Source organism: Pseudomonas sp. YQ_6 (assembly GCF_043103245.1).
GTDB classification, from domain to species: Bacteria; Pseudomonadota; Gammaproteobacteria; order Pseudomonadales; family Pseudomonadaceae; genus Aquipseudomonas; species Aquipseudomonas alloputida.
This window is the reverse complement of sequence record NZ_JBICJR010000028.1, coordinates 121,425-138,929: the sequence shown is the minus strand read 5'-3', so window position 1 is coordinate 138,929 and position 17,505 is coordinate 121,425. Positions and strand designations below refer to the sequence as shown.

Genomic DNA, 17,505 nt, shown 5'->3' with positions numbered 1-17,505 from the left:
CGAGAAACTCGTTTAGCTTCAAACACTTGGCTCGCTGCGATCTCTCGTAGCGGGAGGCGAATCATACAGCACTTGAAAGCGCTGTCAACCATCATCTCAACCGCTTTCGATCATTCGACCGTAGCCCTTCCAGCTTTCCCTTCACTACTTAACTCATTGAATCTCAAGGAGTTTTTCGTTTCGATGTCGCTGGAAGTGGGGCGCATTATAAGGGGATTCGAGAGGGCGTCAACCTTTAATTTCAATAACCGTTGATAGCGCAGAAAAAACAAAGCGGGGAGGCCTGACGGCCTCCCCGCTATTCATCTAGAGCACACCAGCACCACGAAGGCGCTGCACCTCGCCGACATCCAGCCCCAACACCTCCCCCAGCACCGCTTCGGTATGCTCGCCTAACAAGGGTGGCGCCCGACGATACTCCACTGGCGTTTCCGACAACCGTATCGGGCTCGCAACTTGCGGCACACTACCCGCCAATGGATGCGGAATATTCAACGCCAACCCGCGCGCCAGCACCTGGGGATCCTGGAACATCTGCGCCAGGTTATTGATAGGCCCACATGGCACTCCTGCAGCCTCCAACTGGGCCACCCACTCAGCCGTGGTCTTGAACACCGTAGCCTGGCGAATCAATGGTATCAGCTCAGCCCGGTTGGCCACCCGCAGCTTGTTGGTAACGAACCGAGGGTCCTCCGCCCATTGCGGCTGCCCGGCCACCTCAGCGAATTTACGGAACTGGCTGTCATTACCGACGGTAAGAATGAAATCGCCATCTGCCGTCGGAAAGTCCTGGTAAGGGACTATATTAGGATGCGCATTACCCAGCCGACGGGGAGGGATGCCCGTGGTCAGGTAGTTCATCGCCTGGTTCGCCAGACAGGCCACCTGCACATCGAGCAATGCCATGTCGACATGCTGGCCGACACCTGTCTGATCCCGGTGGGCGAGGGCAGCCAGCATGGCGACCGTGGAGTACAACCCGGTCAGAATATCGGTAAGCGCCACACCCACCTTGACCGGCCCTGCGCCTTCTTCACCCTCCGGACGACCGGTCAGGCTCATCAGCCCACCCAACCCCTGGATCATGAAGTCATAACCAGCGCGCTTGGCATAGGGCCCGGTCTGACCGAAGCCGGTAATGGAGCAATAGATGAGCTGCGGGTTTACCGCCTTGAGGCTCTGGTAGTCCAGGCCATAGGCAGCCAGCCCACCCACCTTGAAGTTCTCTATGACGATGTCGCACTTCGCCGCCAGTTCCCGCACCAGCCGTTGCCCCTCCGGCTGGGTAAAGTCGATGGTCACTGAGCGCTTGTTGCGGTTGGCCGACAGGTAGTAAGCCGCCTCACTGGTGTCCTCACCTTCGACATCCTTGAGGAAAGGCGGCCCCCATGAGCGGGTATCGTCGCCACTGCCTGGGCGCTCGACCTTGATCACGTCGGCGCCAAGGTCAGCCAGAATCTGACCAGACCACGGGCCGGCCAACACGCGCGAAAGGTCTAGCACCCGCAGATGTGATAGCGCGCCCATGGCTTGCTCCTTATTAATAGAACGCCTGGATACCAGTCTGCGCACGCCCCAGGATAAGTGCATGCACGTCGTGGGTACCTTCATAGGTGTTGACCACCTCCAGGTTAACCAGATGGCGGGCCACACCAAACTCGTCGGAGATTCCGTTGCCGCCCAGCATGTCACGCGCCATACGGGCGATATCCAGCGCCTTGCCGCAGGAATTGCGCTTCATGATGGAGGTGATTTCCACCGCAGCCGTCCCTTCATCCTTCATGCGCCCCAGACGCAGGCAGCCCTGCAGCGCCAGGGTGATTTCGGTCTGCATGTCGGCCAGCTTCTTCTGTATCAACTGGTTGGCGGCCAGTGGTCGACCAAACTGCTGACGATCCAGGGTGTATTGGCGGGCGGTGTGCCAGCAGGCTTCAGCGGCACCCATCGCACCCCACGAAATACCATAGCGAGCCGAATTCAGGCAGGTAAACGGGCCCTTGAGCCCCCGCACGTCCGGGAAGATGTTCTCTTCTGGCACGAACACATTATCCATGACGATTTCGCCAGTGATCGAGGCGCGCAGGCCAACCTTGCCATGAATTGCCGGGGCACTGAGGCCTTGCCAGCCTTTTTCCAGTACGAAGCCACGGATATCGCCTGCATCATCCTTGGCCCACACCACGAACACATCGGCGATGGGACTGTTGGTGATCCACATCTTGCTGCCGGTCAGCCGGTAGCCACCGTCGACCTTTCTCGCCCGGGTAATCATCGAGCCAGGATCGGAGCCATGGTTAGGCTCGGTCAAACCGAAGCAACCGATCCACTCGCCACTGGCCAGCTTGGGCAGGTACTTCTGCTTTTGAGCTTCGGTGCCAAATTCGTTGATCGGCACCATCACCAACGACGACTGCACACTCATCATCGAGCGGTAACCCGAGTCGATACGTTCCACTTCGCGAGCAATAAGGCCGTAGCACACATAGTTCAGGCCGCTGCCACCGTATTGCTCGGGGATGGTTGCACCCAACAGGCCGACTTCACCCATCTCGCGGAAGATCGCGGGGTCGGTCTGCTCGTGGCGGAAGGCCTCGAGCACACGCGGCGCCAGCTTGTCCTGGGCGAACTGATAAGCGCTGTCACGCACCATGCGCTCTTCTTCAGTGAGCTGCTGATCCAGCAGCAGCGGGTCGATCCAGTTGAAGCTTGCTTTACCGGCCATGAGCGAATCCTCGAAATAGGGGGCAGTTTCTTGTGCCATTGAGCCTAGGCCTGATCGGCCGCCGGGACAAACGAGGATTGCGCACCGATTAGTGATATTTTGTCACTCCGTAAATCGGCAGAACGCCTTATTGACAGCCTTACAAGTGAGGTTGACGTACATGCGCCGTAAGATCCCCAGTACCGCCGCCCTGATTTGCTTCGAGGCGGCAGCCCGTAACGAGAGCTTTACCAAGGCTGCTCAGGAACTCGCGCTGACCCAGGGTGCCGTCTGTCGGCAGATCGGTGGCTTGGAAGCCTTCCTTAATGTGGAACTGTTCCGTCGGTCGCGCCGCGGCGTAAGGCTGACCGAAGCCGGCCTGTCCTACAGTCGCCAGGTGGCGGCCCAACTGGACGCCGTGGAACGCGATACCTTGTCGGTAATGCGCCAGCAAGGCGCCAATGTGATCGAGCTGGCGGTAGTTCCGACGTTTGGCACTCAATGGCTGCTTCCACGGCTCAAGGACTTCCAGCAGTGCCATCCGGAGGTCACAGTCAATCTCACCAACCGCACCCGGCCATTCCTGTTTGCCGACACTACCTTCGATGCCGCCATCTATTTTGGTGATGCGGACTGGTCAGGCACCCAGTCGCACCAACTGATGGGTGAAAACCCGGTACCTGTGTGCAGCCCGGCGCTGCTGAACGACCAAGGCATGCTCGAGGCGCGCCACATCGCGCAGCTACCACTGCTGCAGCAGAGCACACGCCCGTATGCCTGGCGGCAATGGTTCGGAAGTGTTGGGATGAATGTGGAGCGCGACATGACAGGCCCGCGCTATGAACTATTCTCGATGCTCGCCCAGGCGGCCATGCACGATATGGGCATTGCCCTGATACCGCCGTTCTTGATCCAGCGGGAGTTGGAGGAGGGAAGGCTGGTGGTCGCTAACAGGCATGCCCTGAGTAGCGACAAGGCCTACTATCTGATGATTCCAGAGCGCAAGGTGGAGTCGGCGTCGCTACGCGCCTTTCGCGACTGGCTGGTAGGTCAGGCTCAGGCCTACATAAATAGCTCAGGGACAAACGCGACAAATTGACCCTGTAGTCAATTATTTTAAACACCTACAGATGTATGTATATGTCGCATATTCGCAAACTGTAACACAAGCACAAAAACACCCTTTAACCGTGCTCAGTACGCGGCTTTGCGGGTTATTTTGCGACATCCAACTAGTCGTAAGCGAATTGGCCGCTTTTTTTTTGATTTTTTCTCCTAATCTGCCAATGGCGCATGTTTGACGGGCTGCAACCCTATAGCTGCGACAAGCGGTCACAGGGTGACTTGTAGTTTTGACTTCGTTTCGCTCCAGAACCGGTTGAAGGCCTTCGGGTTCGTCTGCAAAATGCTTCGCCCCGCCCGGGATCCGGCGGGTTGGCGCTCCACAGCCGCCCCAGCGCACCATCCGAAGTGTGCTGGCTTCTACAAAGACAAAAGGTCACCGCAGGAGAAATAGTCGTGCACATTGGTGTTCCTCTCGAGACGCAGACCGGTGAGACAAGGGTCGCAGCGACCCCCGAAACCATCAAGAAACTGATTGGCCAGGGCCATCAGGTCACCGTTCAACGGGGGGCAGGGCTCAACGCCGCCATTCCGGACAGTGCCTATGAAGCCGTGGGTGCTTCCCTTGGGAGCGCCGCCGATGCCTACGGCGCCCAATTGGTACTCAAAGTGGTCGCCCCCAACGACCAGGAACTGGCCCTGATCAACAGCGGCAGCCTTCTGGTGGGTATGCTCAACCCCTTCAACGGTGAACTGATCGGCAAGATGGCCGAACGCGGTATTACCGCCTTCGCCCTGGAAGCCGCACCACGAACCTCGCGGGCGCAGAGCCTGGACGTGCTGTCGTCGCAGGCCAACATCGCCGGCTACAAGGCCGTGTTGCTGGCAGCCCATCACTACCCACGCTTCATGCCAATGCTGATGACCGCTGCCGGTACCGTTAAGGCCGCACGCGTGCTGGTACTGGGCGCCGGCGTTGCCGGCTTGCAGGCCATCGCCACAGCCAAGCGCCTGGGTGCGGTGATCGAAGCATCCGACGTTCGCCCGGCCGTGAAAGAGCAGATCGAATCACTGGGTGCAAAATTCATCGACGTGCCATACGAGACCGACGAGGAGCGAGAATGCGCCGAAGGTGTTGGCGGGTATGCCCGACCAATGCCGGCAAGTTGGATGCAGCGCCAGGCGCAGGCCGTGCACGAGCGCGCCAAGCAGGCCGATATCGTCATCACCACCGCGCTGATCCCCGGGCGCAAGGCGCCGACCCTGCTAAGCGCCGAAACCGTGGCGCAGATGAAGCCTGGCTCGGTGGTCATCGACCTGGCTGCAGCCCAAGGCGGCAACTGCCCGCTGACCGTCGCAGACCAGGTGGTGCAGGAGAACGGCGTGACCATCGTCGGCCCGACCAACCTGCCGGCCCAGGTGAGTGCCGATGCCTCGGCACTGTATGCACGCAACCTGCTGGACTTCATGAAGCTGCTGTTCGACAAGGATGGCGCGCTGATCATCAACCTCGAAGACGACATCGTCGCGGCCTGTCTGATGTGCCGTGATGGTCAGGTCGTCCGCAAAAACGGCTAAGGAGCACGACAATGGAAGACATGCTGATTTCCCACGGCATCTATAACCTGATCATTTTCGTGCTGGCCATCTATGTGGGCTACCACGTGGTGTGGAACGTCACCCCGGCGCTGCACACCCCACTGATGGCGGTCACCAATGCCATTTCGGCAATCGTCATCGTCGGCGCCATGCTGGCCGCAGCCCTGACCGTGACCCCGGCCGGCAAGCTGATGGGCACCCTGGCCGTGGCCCTTGCCGCAGTCAACGTGTTCGGTGGCTTCCTGGTCACCCGCCGCATGCTTGAAATGTTCAAGAAGAAAACCAAGAACGAGGCGAAGAAGTAAGCATGAGCATGAATCTGGTAACGCTCCTCTACCTCGTCGCCTCGGTGTGCTTCATCCAGGCGCTCAAGGGCCTGTCGCACCCGACCACCTCGCGGCGCGGCAATCTGTTCGGCATGATCGGCATGGGGCTCGCCATCCTCACTACGGTTGGCCTCATTTATAAACTCGGGGCTGAACTTGCCACTGCCGGTATCGGCTATGTCATCGTCGGCCTGCTGGTCGGCGGCACCGCCGGTTCGATCATGGCCAAACGCGTCGAAATGACCAAGATGCCCGAACTGGTCGCCTTCATGCACAGCATGATCGGCCTGGCCGCGGTATTCATCGCCATCGCCGCCGTACTAGAGCCGCAGTCGATGGGTATTGTGGCTGCCATCAGCGACCCGATCCCCACCGGTAACCGCCTGGAGCTGTTCCTCGGGGCCGCCATCGGTGCCATTACCTTCTCCGGTTCGGTGATCGCCTTTGGCAAGCTGTCGGGCAAGTACAAGTTCCGCCTGTTCCAGGGCGCACCGGTACAGTTCGCTGGCCAGCACAAACTGAACCTGATCCTTGGCCTGACCACCATCGCCCTAGGCCTGCTGTTCACTTTCACTGGCCACTACAGTGCCTTCACCCTGATGCTGGTCCTGGCCTTCATCATGGGTGTGCTGATCATTATTCCGATCGGCGGCGCCGACATGCCAGTGGTGGTGTCGATGCTCAACAGCTACTCGGGGTGGGCAGCGGCCGGCATCGGCTTCTCGCTGAACAACTCGATGCTGATCATCGCCGGTTCCCTGGTAGGTTCGTCCGGTGCCATCCTCTCGTACATCATGTGCAAGGCGATGAACCGTTCGTTCTTCAACGTCATCCTTGGCGGCTTCGGTGGCGATACCGACACTGGCGCGGCGCAAGGTTCGCAAGAACAGCGTCCGGTGAAGTCCGGTTCGGCTGACGATGCCACCTTCCTGCTCAGCAACGCCGACAGCGTGATCATCGTTCCGGGCTACGGCCTGGCGGTGGCCCGCGCACAACACGCGCTGAAAGAGCTGACCGAGAAGCTGACCCACAACGGCGTGACCGTGAAGTATGCGATTCACCCGGTGGCGGGCCGCATGCCCGGGCACATGAACGTACTGCTGGCCGAGGCTGAAGTGCCGTACGATCAGGTATTCGAGATGGAAGACATCAACGCCGAGTTCGGCCAGGCCGACGTGGTGCTGGTGCTGGGCGCCAACGACGTGGTCAACCCGGCGGCGAAGAACGATCCCAAGTCGCCAATCGCCGGCATGCCGATCCTCGAAGCGTTCAAAGCCAAGACCATCATCGTCAACAAACGCTCGATGGCCAGCGGCTATGCCGGCCTGGACAACGAACTGTTCTATCTGGACAAGACCATGATGGTGTTCGGTGACGCCAAGAAGGTCATCGAGGACATGGTCAAGGCGGTGGAGTGACACCAGCCGCTGCAAACCAGCTGATATAAAGGAAGCCCTGGTCAGAATCTGCCGGGGCTTTTCTTTTATTGATCCGGATCAACGGCTCAAATACAAGGCTTCTCATACGACCATGGTCGTGGGACGGCAATGGGCGAAATCTCTAGACTGCGCTGCAGTAGTTTCAGTAGCCCGAGATAACAATCCATGTACCGTGATCGTATCCGCTTGTCCTCCCTGCACAGCAAGGTAATGAGTGCGGCTGATGCCGCTGGTCTGATCGAGGACGGCATGACTGTCGGCATGAGCGGCTTCACCCGCGCCGGCGAAGCCAAGGCCGTACCGCATGCACTGGCCGAACGTGCCAAGCAATCGCCACTGAAAATCAGCCTGATGACCGGCGCCAGCCTGGGCAATGACCTGGACAAACAACTGACCGAGGCCGGTGTGTTGGCCCGCCGTATGCCGTTCCAGGTCGACAGCACCCTGCGCAAAGCCATCAATGACGGCCAGGTGATGTTCATTGACCAGCACCTGTCGGAAACCGTCGAGCAACTGCGCAACCAGCAGCTGAAGCTGCCGGACATCGCGGTCATCGAAGCCGTGGCCATCACCGAGCAAGGCCACATCGTGCCAACCACTTCGGTGGGCAACTCGGCCAGCTTCGCGATCTTCGCCAAGCAGGTGATTGTGGAGATCAACCTCTCGCACAACACCAACCTCGAAGGCCTGCACGACATCTATATCCCAACCTACCGCCCGACTCGCACGCCAATCCCGCTGGTCAAGGTAGACGACCGTATCGGCAGCACCGCGATCCCGATCGATCCGGCCAAAATCGTCGGTATCGTCATCAGCGACCAGCCGGATTCGCCGTCCACTGTGCTGCCACCAGATGATGAAACACAGGGCATCGCCGACCACCTGATCAACTTCCTCAAGAAGGAAGTGGATGCAGGCCGTATGACCAACAAGCTCGGCCCGCTGCAAGCCGGCATTGGCAGCATTGCCAATGCGGTGATGTGCGGCCTGATCGAGTCGCCGTTCGAAGACCTGACCATGTACTCCGAAGTGCTGCAGGACTCCACCTTCGACCTGATCGACGCCGGCAAGCTTAGCTTCGCATCCGGCAGCTCGATCACCCTGTCGACGCGCCGCAATGCCGATGTGTTCGGCAACCTGGAGCGCTACAAGGACAAGCTGGTGCTACGCCCGCAGGAAATCTCCAACCACCCGGAAGTGGTACGTCGCCTGGGCATCATCGGTATCAACACCGCACTGGAGTTCGATATCTACGGCAACGTCAACTCCACCCACGTCTGTGGCACCAGGATGATGAACGGCATCGGTGGCTCCGGCGACTTCGCCCGTAACGCCCACCTGGCGGTGTTCGTCACCAAGTCGATTGCCAAAGGCGGGGCGATTTCCAGCGTGGTGCCAATGGTCAGCCATGTCGACCACACCGAGCACGACGTGGACATCCTGGTCACCGAGCAGGGCCTGGCGGACCTGCGTGGCCTGGCGCCGCGCGAACGGGCGCGAGCGATTATCGACAACTGTGTGCACCCAGACTACCGCGCTGCGCTGAACGACTACTTTGACCGCGCCTGCCAGCGTGGCGGCCATACCCCGCACATCCTGCGTGAAGCCCTGAGCTGGCACGAAAACCTGGAAGAAACCGGGCGCATGCTGGCCAGCTGATCCAGATGTGGTACGGAACGGCGGCCCTGCTTCCGCTGTTCCGGCCTCTTCGCGGGCTTACCCGCGAATGGGGCATAACAGTCAAACCTTTCTATCACTACGCCACCCCTCTATCAGCAGCATAAACTGTACTACTGTACTGGTGTTTTCAGACCTTCCCGACTGACAAATCCCCTTCTTCGAATCGGAACGCACCAAATAAGTGCAGACCAGTACAGTTACGCCTATTTCGAGTGCAACAGTAGGGTTACACAGTTAACTGAGCCATCGTCTTTCCACCGAACTGTATCTACTGTTATGGACGACAGAGGAGGATCATTGGCATCAGTTAAATCACTACCTAATGCCGCCATAAGCGGAAGGATGAAGCATCATGGAACGTACCCTCAGTTCCGGTCTGGTTTTTGAAAGCAACGCCCAGCAATCCAACACTTCGCTGCCACTGCGCGCATTGTCGACCCTGCTGCTGTGGCAGCGCCGTATGACCAGCCGTCGTCAACTGGCTCGCCTGGACTCCCGCCTGCTGGCAGACGCCGGTATCAGCGAGTCGCAGCGTTACGAAGAGCTGAGCAAGCCTTTCTGGCGCTAAGCTCCCGGCTTGCCGGCTTCGCCGGCACCGTGAATTCCTCAAACCCGTTGCAGGTGACTGCAGCGGGTTTTTTATTGCCCGAGAGACGCGCAGTCGCGTGCTTCAGATCGCGACCAGTACAGTTTTACAAATACGAAAATTCGCCTTAACAGTTGTCTGACACAGCAGTCGTTGTCATCTCTACGCAGCACTGCGTGGTACGCTTGGCCTAACCGTCTACTAGAACCCGTTGATGAAAACGTACCGTGACGAGCCCTGCAAACGTCCGATACAGCAGAACCAACCTGACCTACCCAGGAGTCCACATCATGAACCGTAAACACCTGCTTGGCGCCGCCCTGCTGCTTGGCCTGGCTGGCACTGCCAATGCCACCAGTTTCGTTGTCACCACCGACGCGGTAGTGGGCGCCGTTGCTGCCTCCACCGACGCCACATCCGACGTGAGCTCTTCCTTCCGCGACGACAAGATTGTCCAGGCAGCCCGCGATGACGCAGCCAGCTTCGTCGGCACTCAGGGTGCTATCCGCGGCGCCCGACTGGAAAGCGCCTTTGTGCACATCCGTTCGAACATGCCGGCCCTGCAAGCCAGCGATGCACAGCTGGCCCAGGCCATCCTGGCACTCTGATACGCGCCATGCACAACAGGTGCGTTGGCTTCGGCCCTCGCACCTGAGTTAGGCTTCGCCGTTCATTTCCAGCCTTCAAGAAAGCTTATGCGTTACCTGTTGCCATTGCTGTTCGCCGTCGCAGGCATGGCCAGCGCCCATGCCATGGATACCACCACACAAAGCCTGGTCATCACCGGCTATGTCACCAGCCAGGTCACAGCCGCACCATTCGATCGCAAATTGGTCACACAGGCCCGCGACGATGCCGCCGCATTCGTTGCCAGCGGCGGGCTGATCCGCGGTGCACGCCTGGAAGCCGCCCTGGAATCATTACGCCACAATTGCGCACGGCACGCCGTCGGCGATCTGGAACTGGCGCAGGCAATTCTCGTCCAATAACTACATCTGACTCCCTGTATTTTTCGGAGATGCTCCATGCGCAAACCGCTGATTGCCGCTTCCCTCGGCATGCTCCTGCTGGCCGACCTGGCCCAGGCACAGACCCTGGTGGCCACCAGCAACATCATCGTGCGTGCCTTTGGCCGTTCGATCGACTTCACCTCAGACACCACCACCTCGATCCGCGACTCCAAAGTGGTGCGCGAAGCCCACGACGACGCTGCAAGCTTCGTCGCCAGCAACGGTGACATCCGCGGCGTCCAACTCGAGGCGGCCTTCAATACCCTGCGCGAGCGAGTACCGGAAGCGCGCGGCGCCAGCGACCAGGTATTGGCTGAAGCCATACTCGCACTGTGAAGCGCGTGCGTGCCTGGCTGCTCGGCTGCGCCTTGACGCTGCTCGGCACGCCCGCCCTGGCCGACCTGCAGCTTGAGCTGCAGGCGTCCGGCCTCGACCCACAACAAACACAAGCCTCCCAAGCCCTGCTCGACGAGGCCATGGGCAAGCTGCCACCGCACTTCAAGCAACAGCTGGACCGCCACGTGCGGGTCAGCTGGAGCGACAACATGCCTGCCGACGCCTATGGGCAGGCTTCCCTGATATCCACCCTCGAGCTCAACCGCCGCTTGCTGCCCAGCCTCGCCGATGGCAGCGCCGCCGCCGAGCGCACCAACCGCCCACATGGCACGGTGCGTGAAGAGCTGCTGGCCACCGTGCTGCACGAGCTCACCCATCTCTACGACCGTGCCCGCCTGTGGCCCAGCGCCGAAAATTCGCTGATTGCACGCTGTAAGCGCCAGCAAGGCACGCTGGGCAAGGTCGGCCTGCCGGAAGAATGCCGCGGGCAGGCCGAGCGTCGCTTCACCCTGAGCGACGACCCACGCCTGCTCGACCTGGCCGGGTGGCAGCAGTACGTGGGCCGACGCGGCGAGCGCGAACAGCACAATGGCCAATTCGTGCGCAGCCCCGACAGCTATGAGTTGAGCAGCCCCAAGGAATACATTGCGGTCAATATGGAGTATTTCCTCCTCGACCCGAGCTACAGCTGCCGTCGCCCGGCGCTGTATCAGTACCTCCGCGAACACTTCGGCTGGGCACCCCAACAGGACACCTGTGCCAAGGGCCTGCCATTCATCAATGCCGGCAGCGACTTCGCCCGCCAGCCGCTAGGTGAAATCGACCCAGAGCGGGTCTACGAAGTGGACTATCTGCTGGCTGAAGCCAATCAGAACCTGGTCAGCCGCTGGGGACACAGCATGCTGCGCCTGGTGATTTGCAAGCCGGGCCGCCCACGTGGACCAGACTGCCGCCTGGACCTCGATCAAAGCCTGGTGCTGTCGTACCGCGCCTTCGTCAACGACGTGCAACTGTCCAGCTGGGACGGGCTGGTCGGCAACTACCCGTCGCGGCTATTCGTGCTGCCGCTGGGCCAGGTGATCGACGAATACACCAAGACCGAGCTGCGCAGCCTGGCCTCAGTGCCCTTGAAGCTCAACCGCGACGAAATCGAGAACCTGGTGCGCCAGGCCGCCGAGATGCACTGGAGCTATGACGGCAACTACTGGTTCCTGTCCAACAACTGTGCAGTGGAGTCGTTGAAGCTGCTGCGCAGCGGCACCGCCAATCCACGCCTCAACGACCTGGACAGCATCATGCCCAACGGTTTGCTGGCCGTGCTCAAGGGCAGGGGGCTGGCAGACACCAGCGTGCTTGATAACCCGCGCGAAGCATTACGCCTGGGCTACCGCTTCGATTCTTACCGCGACCGGTACCAGGCCATGTTCGAGGTGCTGAGAAAGCAATTGCCAATCAAGCAAGCTCTGGTTGAAGACTGGCTGGCCCTCAATGCCGAGCAGCGCCGTAGCTGGTTCGCCAAGGCTGACCTGCGCACCAGCGCGGCACTGCTTCTGCTTGAGCAGGCCAGCCTGCGCCGGCAGCTTCTGCTGGCCCAGGACGAGGTCAAGCAGCGTTACCTGAATGCCGCAGCATTGAAGGATGGCAGCATCAACAAAGCCGATGCCACGCTCAAGCAAATGCTTGCCAACAGCGGTTTTCTCAGCCGCCCGGCAGAGTTGCTCGATTCCAAAGGCTACGGGCTGCCGCAGCCAGAAGAGCGCAAGCACCTGGAGCAGGTGAGCAGAGAGCGCCAGGCACAGCTGTTGCGCTTGAGCACCAGCCTGGACAAAGAGGTGAGGGCGCTGCTGGAGCCGTCGCGGGCCAAGGAAATTGCAGCGGTCGAGGCCAACGTGAAACAGATCGGCGAGCACTTGCGGGCGTTGCACAAGGCTGCTGGTGGCCTGCAGTTGTGATGTATGAAGGGCTGGCCCTTTCGCGGGCAAGCCCACGCCTACAGGCGCTCCTCATCTTCCGAGGGCAAATCCTCATCCAGATGCAACCAGGGCAACCGGCTGCCTACCCAGATATGCCGGTTGGCTCGTACCCGCTCAGGGTGATCCAGCGTCGCCACCGTCACATCGATCGTCTGGGGGCTATGAGTGGTCACCAGCGCCACATGCGCCCCACACTGCCCACAGAAGTAGCGGCTGCAACTGGCAGGCGCCACATAGCAGCTCGGCTCGCCCGTTAACCACTGGAACCCAGAACGGGGCAGGGTAAGCCAGGTGACCACCAGTCCACCGCTGACCCGCCTGCAGATCGAACAATGACAGTGGGCAATGTCCGTCAGGTTGCCCTCCAGCCGATAACGCAGGGCTCCACAATGGCAGCCACCTTCGGTTACATCCTGCATCACCTACCTCTCGTCACCTTTGCTTCAGCGAAAGCTGGCTGAAAGCTTGTCCTTTTAGGATAGCGCCCACTACCGGCACAAGACCGGTCAGCCAGGGCACCCGGTCAATACCGCGCCCGGCCCAATCAACAACAACAATGGTGATTCTGATGTATTCCTGTGCCCGCCTTTTCGTAGTCCCCCTCCGCATGCTCCCCGCACAGCGCCCTACGCGCTGATACGCCCGAATCGACTGTCCTTTCGCCGCGCCACGCCTGGAGTATTGCCATGCTGACCTTCCTCGGCTTTGCCATGGTCATCACGTTCATGTACCTGATCATGACCAAGCGCCTTTCGGCCTTGATCGCGCTTATTCTGGTACCGATCCTGTTCGCCCTGTTCGGTGGTTTTTCCGCCAAGATCGGCCCCATGATGCTAGAGGGCATCAGCAAGCTCGCACCTACCGGCGTGATGCTGATGTTCGCCATCCTCTATTTCGCCCTGATGATCGATTCCGGCCTGTTCGACCCGGCCGTTCGCAAGATCCTCAAGCTGGTCAAGGGCGATCCGCTGAAAGTCTCGGTCGGCACCGCTGTACTGGCCCTGGTGGTCTCGCTCGACGGTGACGGTGCCACCACCTACATGATCTGCTGCGCCGCCATGCTGCCGATGTACAGCCGCCTGGGCATGAGCCCGCGGATCATGGCCGGCCTGATCATCCTCGCCGGCGGCGTGATGAACATGACCCCGTGGGGTGGGCCGACCGCTCGTGCTGCCAGCGCCCTGCACGTAGACCCGTCAGACATCTTCGTGCCGATGATCCCGGCCATGCTGTTCGGTGTGTTGGCGATCCTGGCCATTGCCTACATGTATGGCAAGCGTGAGCGTGCCCGCCTGGGCGAACTGCATCTGCCTACCGACGACATCGACCACAGCGAAATTACCGTTTCGCAGTACCCGGACGCACGTCGGCCCAAACTGCTGTACTTCAACGGTGCCCTGACCGCCGCCCTGATGGTCGCGCTGATCGCCGGCCTGCTGCCGCTGCCAGTGCTGTTCATGATTGCCTTCAGTATCGCCATGATCGTCAACTATCCGTGCCTGCAACAGCAGAAGGACCGCATCGCCGCCCACGCCGGCAGCGTACTGGCCGTGACCGGGCTGATCTTCGCCGCCGGCATCTTTACCGGCATCCTGTCCGGCACCGGTATGGTCGACGCCATGTCCAAGAGCCTGCTGGCGGTCATCCCCGAGGCGCTGGGTCCATACTTGGCCGTAATCACCGCGATCGTGAGCATGCCGTTCACGTTCTTCATGTCCAACGATGCGTTCTACTACGGCGTGCTGCCGGTCCTGGCCGAGGCCGCTAGCCACTATGGCATCACCCCGGTAGAAATGGCCCGTGCGTCGATCGTCGGGCAGCCGGTACACCTGCTCAGCCCGCTGGTACCCTCCACTTACCTGCTGGTGGCCCTGGCCGGTATCGAGTTCGGCGATCATCAGCGCTTCACGCTCAAGTGGGCAGTGCTGGTATGCCTGTGCATAATGCTCGGCGCACTGCTGATGGGGATTTTCCCGCTGTTCAGTAGTCTTTAATAAACCCGTATCACGTACGCGACGCGCCCTGACCGGGGCGCGTTGCCATTACCGCTCGAAGGAAAATACATGGAATGGCTGACCAGCCCGGAAATCTGGGTTGCCTTTTTCACCCTTACCGCGCTTGAGATCGTCCTCGGTATCGACAACATCATCATGATCTCGATTCTGGTCAGCCGCATGCCCAAGCACATGCAGCCACGCACCCGGATCTTCGGCCTTGCCTTGGCCATGGTCACCCGTATCATGCTGCTGCTGTCGATTACCTGGGTGATGCGCCTTACCGCCGACCTGTTCGTGGTCTTTGGCCAGGGCATCTCCGGGCGTGACCTGATCCTGTTCTTCGGTGGCCTGTTCCTGCTATGGAAGAGCTCGCAAGAGATCTACCACGGCCTGGAAGGCGAGGACGAGAACGCAGAGGAGCCCAAAGGCGCAGGTGGCAAGTTCTTCTACACCATCATCCAGATCGCCATCATCGACATCGTGTTCTCGCTGGACTCGGTGATCACCGCAGTGGGTATGGTTTCCCACGTACCGGTGATGGTCGCCGCCATCGTAGTGGCTGTGCTGGTGATGATGCTGTGCGCCGGCGCCATCAGCAATTTCATCGACAAGCACCCGTCGCTGAAGATGCTCGCGCTGTCGTTCCTGATCGTGGTCGGTACAGTACTGATCGCCGAAGCGTTCGATGTGCACGTGCCGAAGGGCTATGTCTACTTCGCCATGGCCTTCTCGCTGGGGGTGGAAGCCATCAACATCCGCATGCGCACCGCCATGGCCCGCAAAGATGGCAAGGATCATGACCCGGTGAAACTGCGCAAGGACATTCCGGGTCAATAAGGCCAAGGAAGAGTACAGCACAGCAAGGGCCCTTCGCGGGGCCCTTTTTCATGCCCGTTTTTCTGTACTCGATCACTGTAGGAGCGGGTTTACCCGCGAAGAGACCCATACAGGCGATCATTCATTTGGGTTCTATTTCAAATATATGACTGCCATGCGAAGCTGGCGACAGCTGCGCAAAACAACTAAAGCTTTGAGTGAGCACTGAAAATTCTTCAAACGCTCACGTTTCTTTTCTTGGCCCGCTGGGCCTATGCAACAGGGGGCCTTCGCCATGCTGACCCTGCTCAACCTGCTCTCGGCCGTTACGCTTCTGGTCTGGGGCACCCACATTGTGCGTACCGGCATCCTCCGGGTATTCGGCTCGAACCTGCGGCGCATCATCAGCCAGAACATGGACAAGCGCCCGCTGGCATTCATCGCCGGTATTCTGGTCACGGCCATGGTTCAAAGCAGCAACGCCACGGCCATGCTGGTCACCTCGTTCGTCGGCCAAGGCCTGATGGCCATGACCCCGGCCTTGGCCATCATGCTGGGTGCCGACGTGGGTACCGCACTGATGGCCCGAGTACTGACCTTCGACCTGTCCTGGCTGTCGCCGCTGCTGATCTTCCTTGGTGTGATCTTCTTCCTTTCGCGCAAGCAGACACGGGCCGGCCAATTGGGCCGAGTTGGCATCGGGCTTGGCCTGATCATCCTGGCACTTGAGCTTATCGTGCAGGCAGCTGCGCCGATCACCCATGCCCAGGGTGTGAAAGTGCTGTTTGCCTCACTGACCGGCGACATCATGCTCGACGCTCTGGTCGGTGCAATGTTCGCCATGATTTCCTATTCCAGCCTGGCCGCCGTTCTGCTCACAGCGACACTGGCCGGCGCCGAACTGATCAGCTTGCCGGTAGCCATCGGGCTGGTGGTCGGCGCCAACATCGGCAGTGGGCTGCTGGCCTTCATCAGTACCAGCATGCAGAACGCCGCCGGGCGTCGGGTGGCCTTGGGCAGCCTGCTGTACAAGCTGATCGGCCTGGTGCTGATCATCCCTGTGCTGCACCCGCTGGTGGAATGGATGGACTCGCTGAGTTTCAGCCCTCAGGAGCTGGTCATCGGTTTTCACCTGCTCTACAACACACTGCGCTGTCTGATCATGCTGCCCACGGTCAAACCGATGGGTCGGCTGTGCAACGTCCTGCTGCCTGAACGGGAAACCGGCAATGGTCAGGTGCGCCCGCGCCACCTTGACGCCTCGGCCCTGGAAACGCCCAGCCTGGCGCTGGCCAACGCCGCCCGCGAGACTTTGCGCCTGGGGGACATCGTCGACAGCCTGCTCGAATCGATGCTTGGAGCCCTGCGTGGCACCCAGACCGCCTTGCCACAGCAAGTTCGCGCCTTGGGCGAAGACGCCGAAGCCCTGTACAGCGCAATCAAGCTGTACTTGGCGCAGATGTCACGGGAAGACCTCAGTGAACAGGACAACCGCCGCTGGGCTGAAATCATCGAGCTGGCAATAAACCTCAAACTCGCCTGTGACTTGATCGAACGCATGCTGCGCAAGGTTCAGCAGCAGAAAACCAGCCAGCGTCGGGAATTTTCCCAGGTAGGCCTGGAAGAACTGACCGGCCTACAGGAGCAATTACTGGCCAATCTGCGCCTGGGCCTGTCGGTGTTCCTCAGTGCCGACCCGGAAAGCGCCCGCTTGCTACTGCGGGAAAAACGCCGGTTCCGTGCCCAGGAACGGCGCCTCGCACACGCCCATGTCAGCCGCCTGCAGCGCAAGGTCGTGCAAAGTATCGAGACCAGTTCGCTACACTTGGAGCTGATCGCCGACATGAAGCGGTTGAACTCTTTGTTCTGTAGCAGTGCCTATGTGGTACTGGGCGGCTCGGACACCGGAGGGCTGATGCTCGACAGTGTGCCCGATGAAGCCCGCCAGCCGTGATTTCTCCTAGCTGAGGACCCTCGCTC

General features: G+C 60.2%; 17 protein-coding genes. 14 read left to right on the top strand and 3 right to left on the bottom strand.

Annotation, left to right across the window (positions count from 1 at the left end; translation table 11 throughout):
- Positions 1 to 255, top strand: a 255-nt coding sequence (locus ACF8FG_RS09485) for a hypothetical protein (protein ID WP_392518730.1), incomplete at its 5' end; no start/stop codon positions are given.
- A 51-nt stretch (positions 256 to 306) separates the two neighbouring features.
- Here ACF8FG_RS09485 and ACF8FG_RS09480 read toward each other — a convergent pair.
- Both ACF8FG_RS09480 and ACF8FG_RS09475 read right to left on the bottom strand, forming a co-directional pair.
- On the bottom strand, positions 307 to 1,527 hold the full coding sequence (locus ACF8FG_RS09480; protein ID WP_119713142.1) for a CaiB/BaiF CoA-transferase family protein: 1,221 nt from the start codon (positions 1,525 to 1,527) through the stop codon (positions 307 to 309).
- A gap of 13 nt (positions 1,528 to 1,540) precedes the next feature.
- Positions 1,541 to 2,722 (bottom strand): acyl-CoA dehydrogenase, encoded by a 1,182-nt coding sequence (locus tag ACF8FG_RS09475; protein WP_014589281.1) that lies wholly within the window; start codon positions 2,720 to 2,722, stop codon positions 1,541 to 1,543.
- Positions 2,723 to 2,882: 160 nt separating this feature from the next.
- Between ACF8FG_RS09475 and ACF8FG_RS09470 the strand changes: the two genes are divergently transcribed.
- From ACF8FG_RS09470 to ACF8FG_RS09425, 10 genes are all read left to right on the top strand, one after another.
- Positions 2,883 to 3,800, top strand: a complete 918-nt coding sequence (locus tag ACF8FG_RS09470; RefSeq protein ID WP_014589280.1) for a LysR family transcriptional regulator — start codon at positions 2,883 to 2,885, stop codon at positions 3,798 to 3,800.
- Between the two features lie 419 nt (positions 3,801 to 4,219).
- Positions 4,220 to 5,341, top strand: a complete 1,122-nt coding sequence (locus ACF8FG_RS09465; protein ID WP_014589279.1) for a Re/Si-specific NAD(P)(+) transhydrogenase subunit alpha — start codon at positions 4,220 to 4,222, stop codon at positions 5,339 to 5,341.
- 11 nt (positions 5,342 to 5,352) lie between these two features.
- The gene (locus tag ACF8FG_RS09460) at positions 5,353 to 5,667 is read left to right on the top strand and encodes an NAD(P) transhydrogenase subunit alpha (protein ID WP_003252914.1); all 315 of its coding nucleotides are present in this window, start codon (positions 5,353 to 5,355) and stop codon (positions 5,665 to 5,667) included.
- 2 nt (positions 5,668 to 5,669) lie between these two features.
- Positions 5,670 to 7,106, top strand: coding sequence for an NAD(P)(+) transhydrogenase (Re/Si-specific) subunit beta (locus ACF8FG_RS09455; protein WP_003252919.1), 1,437 nt, complete (start codon positions 5,670 to 5,672; stop codon positions 7,104 to 7,106).
- 186 nt (positions 7,107 to 7,292) lie between these two features.
- Positions 7,293 to 8,786 carry an acetyl-CoA hydrolase/transferase family protein gene (locus tag ACF8FG_RS09450; RefSeq protein ID WP_003252922.1) on the top strand — a complete coding sequence of 498 codons (1,494 nt, stop codon included), beginning with the start codon at positions 7,293 to 7,295 and terminating at the stop codon, positions 8,784 to 8,786.
- A gap of 373 nt (positions 8,787 to 9,159) precedes the next feature.
- A complete protein-coding gene (locus ACF8FG_RS09445; protein ID WP_003252924.1) occupies positions 9,160 to 9,375 on the top strand; it encodes a DUF1127 domain-containing protein in 216 nt (71 codons plus the stop codon).
- A gap of 308 nt (positions 9,376 to 9,683) precedes the next feature.
- Positions 9,684 to 10,001, top strand: a complete 318-nt coding sequence (locus ACF8FG_RS09440) for a DUF2388 domain-containing protein (RefSeq protein ID WP_014589278.1) — start codon at positions 9,684 to 9,686, stop codon at positions 9,999 to 10,001.
- An 87-nt stretch (positions 10,002 to 10,088) separates the two neighbouring features.
- Positions 10,089 to 10,382 (top strand): DUF2388 domain-containing protein, encoded by a 294-nt coding sequence (locus ACF8FG_RS09435; RefSeq protein WP_318078855.1) that lies wholly within the window; start codon positions 10,089 to 10,091, stop codon positions 10,380 to 10,382.
- Between the two features lie 36 nt (positions 10,383 to 10,418).
- Complete coding sequence (locus ACF8FG_RS09430) at positions 10,419 to 10,739, top strand: DUF2388 domain-containing protein (protein ID WP_003252932.1); 321 nt, start codon at positions 10,419 to 10,421, stop codon at positions 10,737 to 10,739.
- Positions 10,736 to 12,691: a DUF4105 domain-containing protein gene (locus ACF8FG_RS09425; RefSeq protein WP_318078854.1), complete on the top strand. Its 1,956-nt coding sequence runs from the start codon at positions 10,736 to 10,738 to the stop codon at positions 12,689 to 12,691. The genes ACF8FG_RS09430 and ACF8FG_RS09425 overlap by 4 nt, the downstream gene beginning before the upstream one ends.
- Before the next feature lie 38 nt (positions 12,692 to 12,729).
- On the opposite strand, the gene ACF8FG_RS09420 is transcribed toward ACF8FG_RS09425, so the two are convergent.
- A complete protein-coding gene (locus ACF8FG_RS09420) occupies positions 12,730 to 13,131 on the bottom strand; it encodes a GFA family protein (protein ID WP_019436589.1) in 402 nt (133 codons plus the stop codon).
- Between the two features lie 267 nt (positions 13,132 to 13,398).
- Between ACF8FG_RS09420 and ACF8FG_RS09415 the strand changes: the two genes are divergently transcribed.
- The 3 genes from ACF8FG_RS09415 (at position 13,399) to ACF8FG_RS09405 (ending at position 17,479) form a co-directional block, all read left to right on the top strand.
- Positions 13,399 to 14,706: a CitMHS family transporter gene (locus ACF8FG_RS09415; protein WP_010951541.1), complete on the top strand. Its 1,308-nt coding sequence runs from the start codon at positions 13,399 to 13,401 to the stop codon at positions 14,704 to 14,706.
- Between the two features lie 69 nt (positions 14,707 to 14,775).
- On the top strand, positions 14,776 to 15,546 hold the full coding sequence (locus tag ACF8FG_RS09410; RefSeq protein WP_014589274.1) for a TerC family protein: 771 nt from the start codon (positions 14,776 to 14,778) through the stop codon (positions 15,544 to 15,546).
- A 274-nt stretch (positions 15,547 to 15,820) separates the two neighbouring features.
- Entirely contained in the window at positions 15,821 to 17,479 is a 1,659-nt protein-coding gene (locus ACF8FG_RS09405) for a Na/Pi cotransporter family protein (RefSeq protein WP_019436588.1), read from the top strand.
- Positions 17,480 to 17,505 lie beyond the last annotated feature (26 nt).

Bases quoted from the DNA above. Each gene is read 5' to 3' on its own strand.
- ACF8FG_RS09480 (WP_119713142.1), bottom strand. From the start codon at position 1,527: ATGGGCGCGCTATCACATCTGCGGGTGCTAGACCTTTCGCGCGTGTTG.
- ACF8FG_RS09475 (WP_014589281.1), bottom strand. From the start codon at position 2,722: ATGGCCGGTAAAGCAAGCTTCAACTGGATCGACCCGCTGCTGCTGGAT.
- ACF8FG_RS09470 (WP_014589280.1), top strand. From the start codon at position 2,883: ATGCGCCGTAAGATCCCCAGTACCGCCGCCCTGATTTGCTTCGAGGCG.
- ACF8FG_RS09460 (WP_003252914.1), top strand. From the start codon at position 5,353: ATGGAAGACATGCTGATTTCCCACGGCATCTATAACCTGATCATTTTC.
- ACF8FG_RS09455 (WP_003252919.1), top strand. From the start codon at position 5,670: ATGAGCATGAATCTGGTAACGCTCCTCTACCTCGTCGCCTCGGTGTGC.
- ACF8FG_RS09450 (WP_003252922.1), top strand. From the start codon at position 7,293: ATGTACCGTGATCGTATCCGCTTGTCCTCCCTGCACAGCAAGGTAATG.
- ACF8FG_RS09445 (WP_003252924.1), top strand. From the start codon at position 9,160: ATGGAACGTACCCTCAGTTCCGGTCTGGTTTTTGAAAGCAACGCCCAG.
- ACF8FG_RS09440 (WP_014589278.1), top strand. From the start codon at position 9,684: ATGAACCGTAAACACCTGCTTGGCGCCGCCCTGCTGCTTGGCCTGGCT.
- ACF8FG_RS09435 (WP_318078855.1), top strand. From the start codon at position 10,089: ATGCGTTACCTGTTGCCATTGCTGTTCGCCGTCGCAGGCATGGCCAGC.
- ACF8FG_RS09430 (WP_003252932.1), top strand. From the start codon at position 10,419: ATGCGCAAACCGCTGATTGCCGCTTCCCTCGGCATGCTCCTGCTGGCC.
- ACF8FG_RS09420 (WP_019436589.1), bottom strand. From the start codon at position 13,131: ATGCAGGATGTAACCGAAGGTGGCTGCCATTGTGGAGCCCTGCGTTAT.
- ACF8FG_RS09415 (WP_010951541.1), top strand. From the start codon at position 13,399: ATGCTGACCTTCCTCGGCTTTGCCATGGTCATCACGTTCATGTACCTG.
- ACF8FG_RS09410 (WP_014589274.1), top strand. From the start codon at position 14,776: ATGGAATGGCTGACCAGCCCGGAAATCTGGGTTGCCTTTTTCACCCTT.
- ACF8FG_RS09405 (WP_019436588.1), top strand. From the start codon at position 15,821: ATGCTGACCCTGCTCAACCTGCTCTCGGCCGTTACGCTTCTGGTCTGG.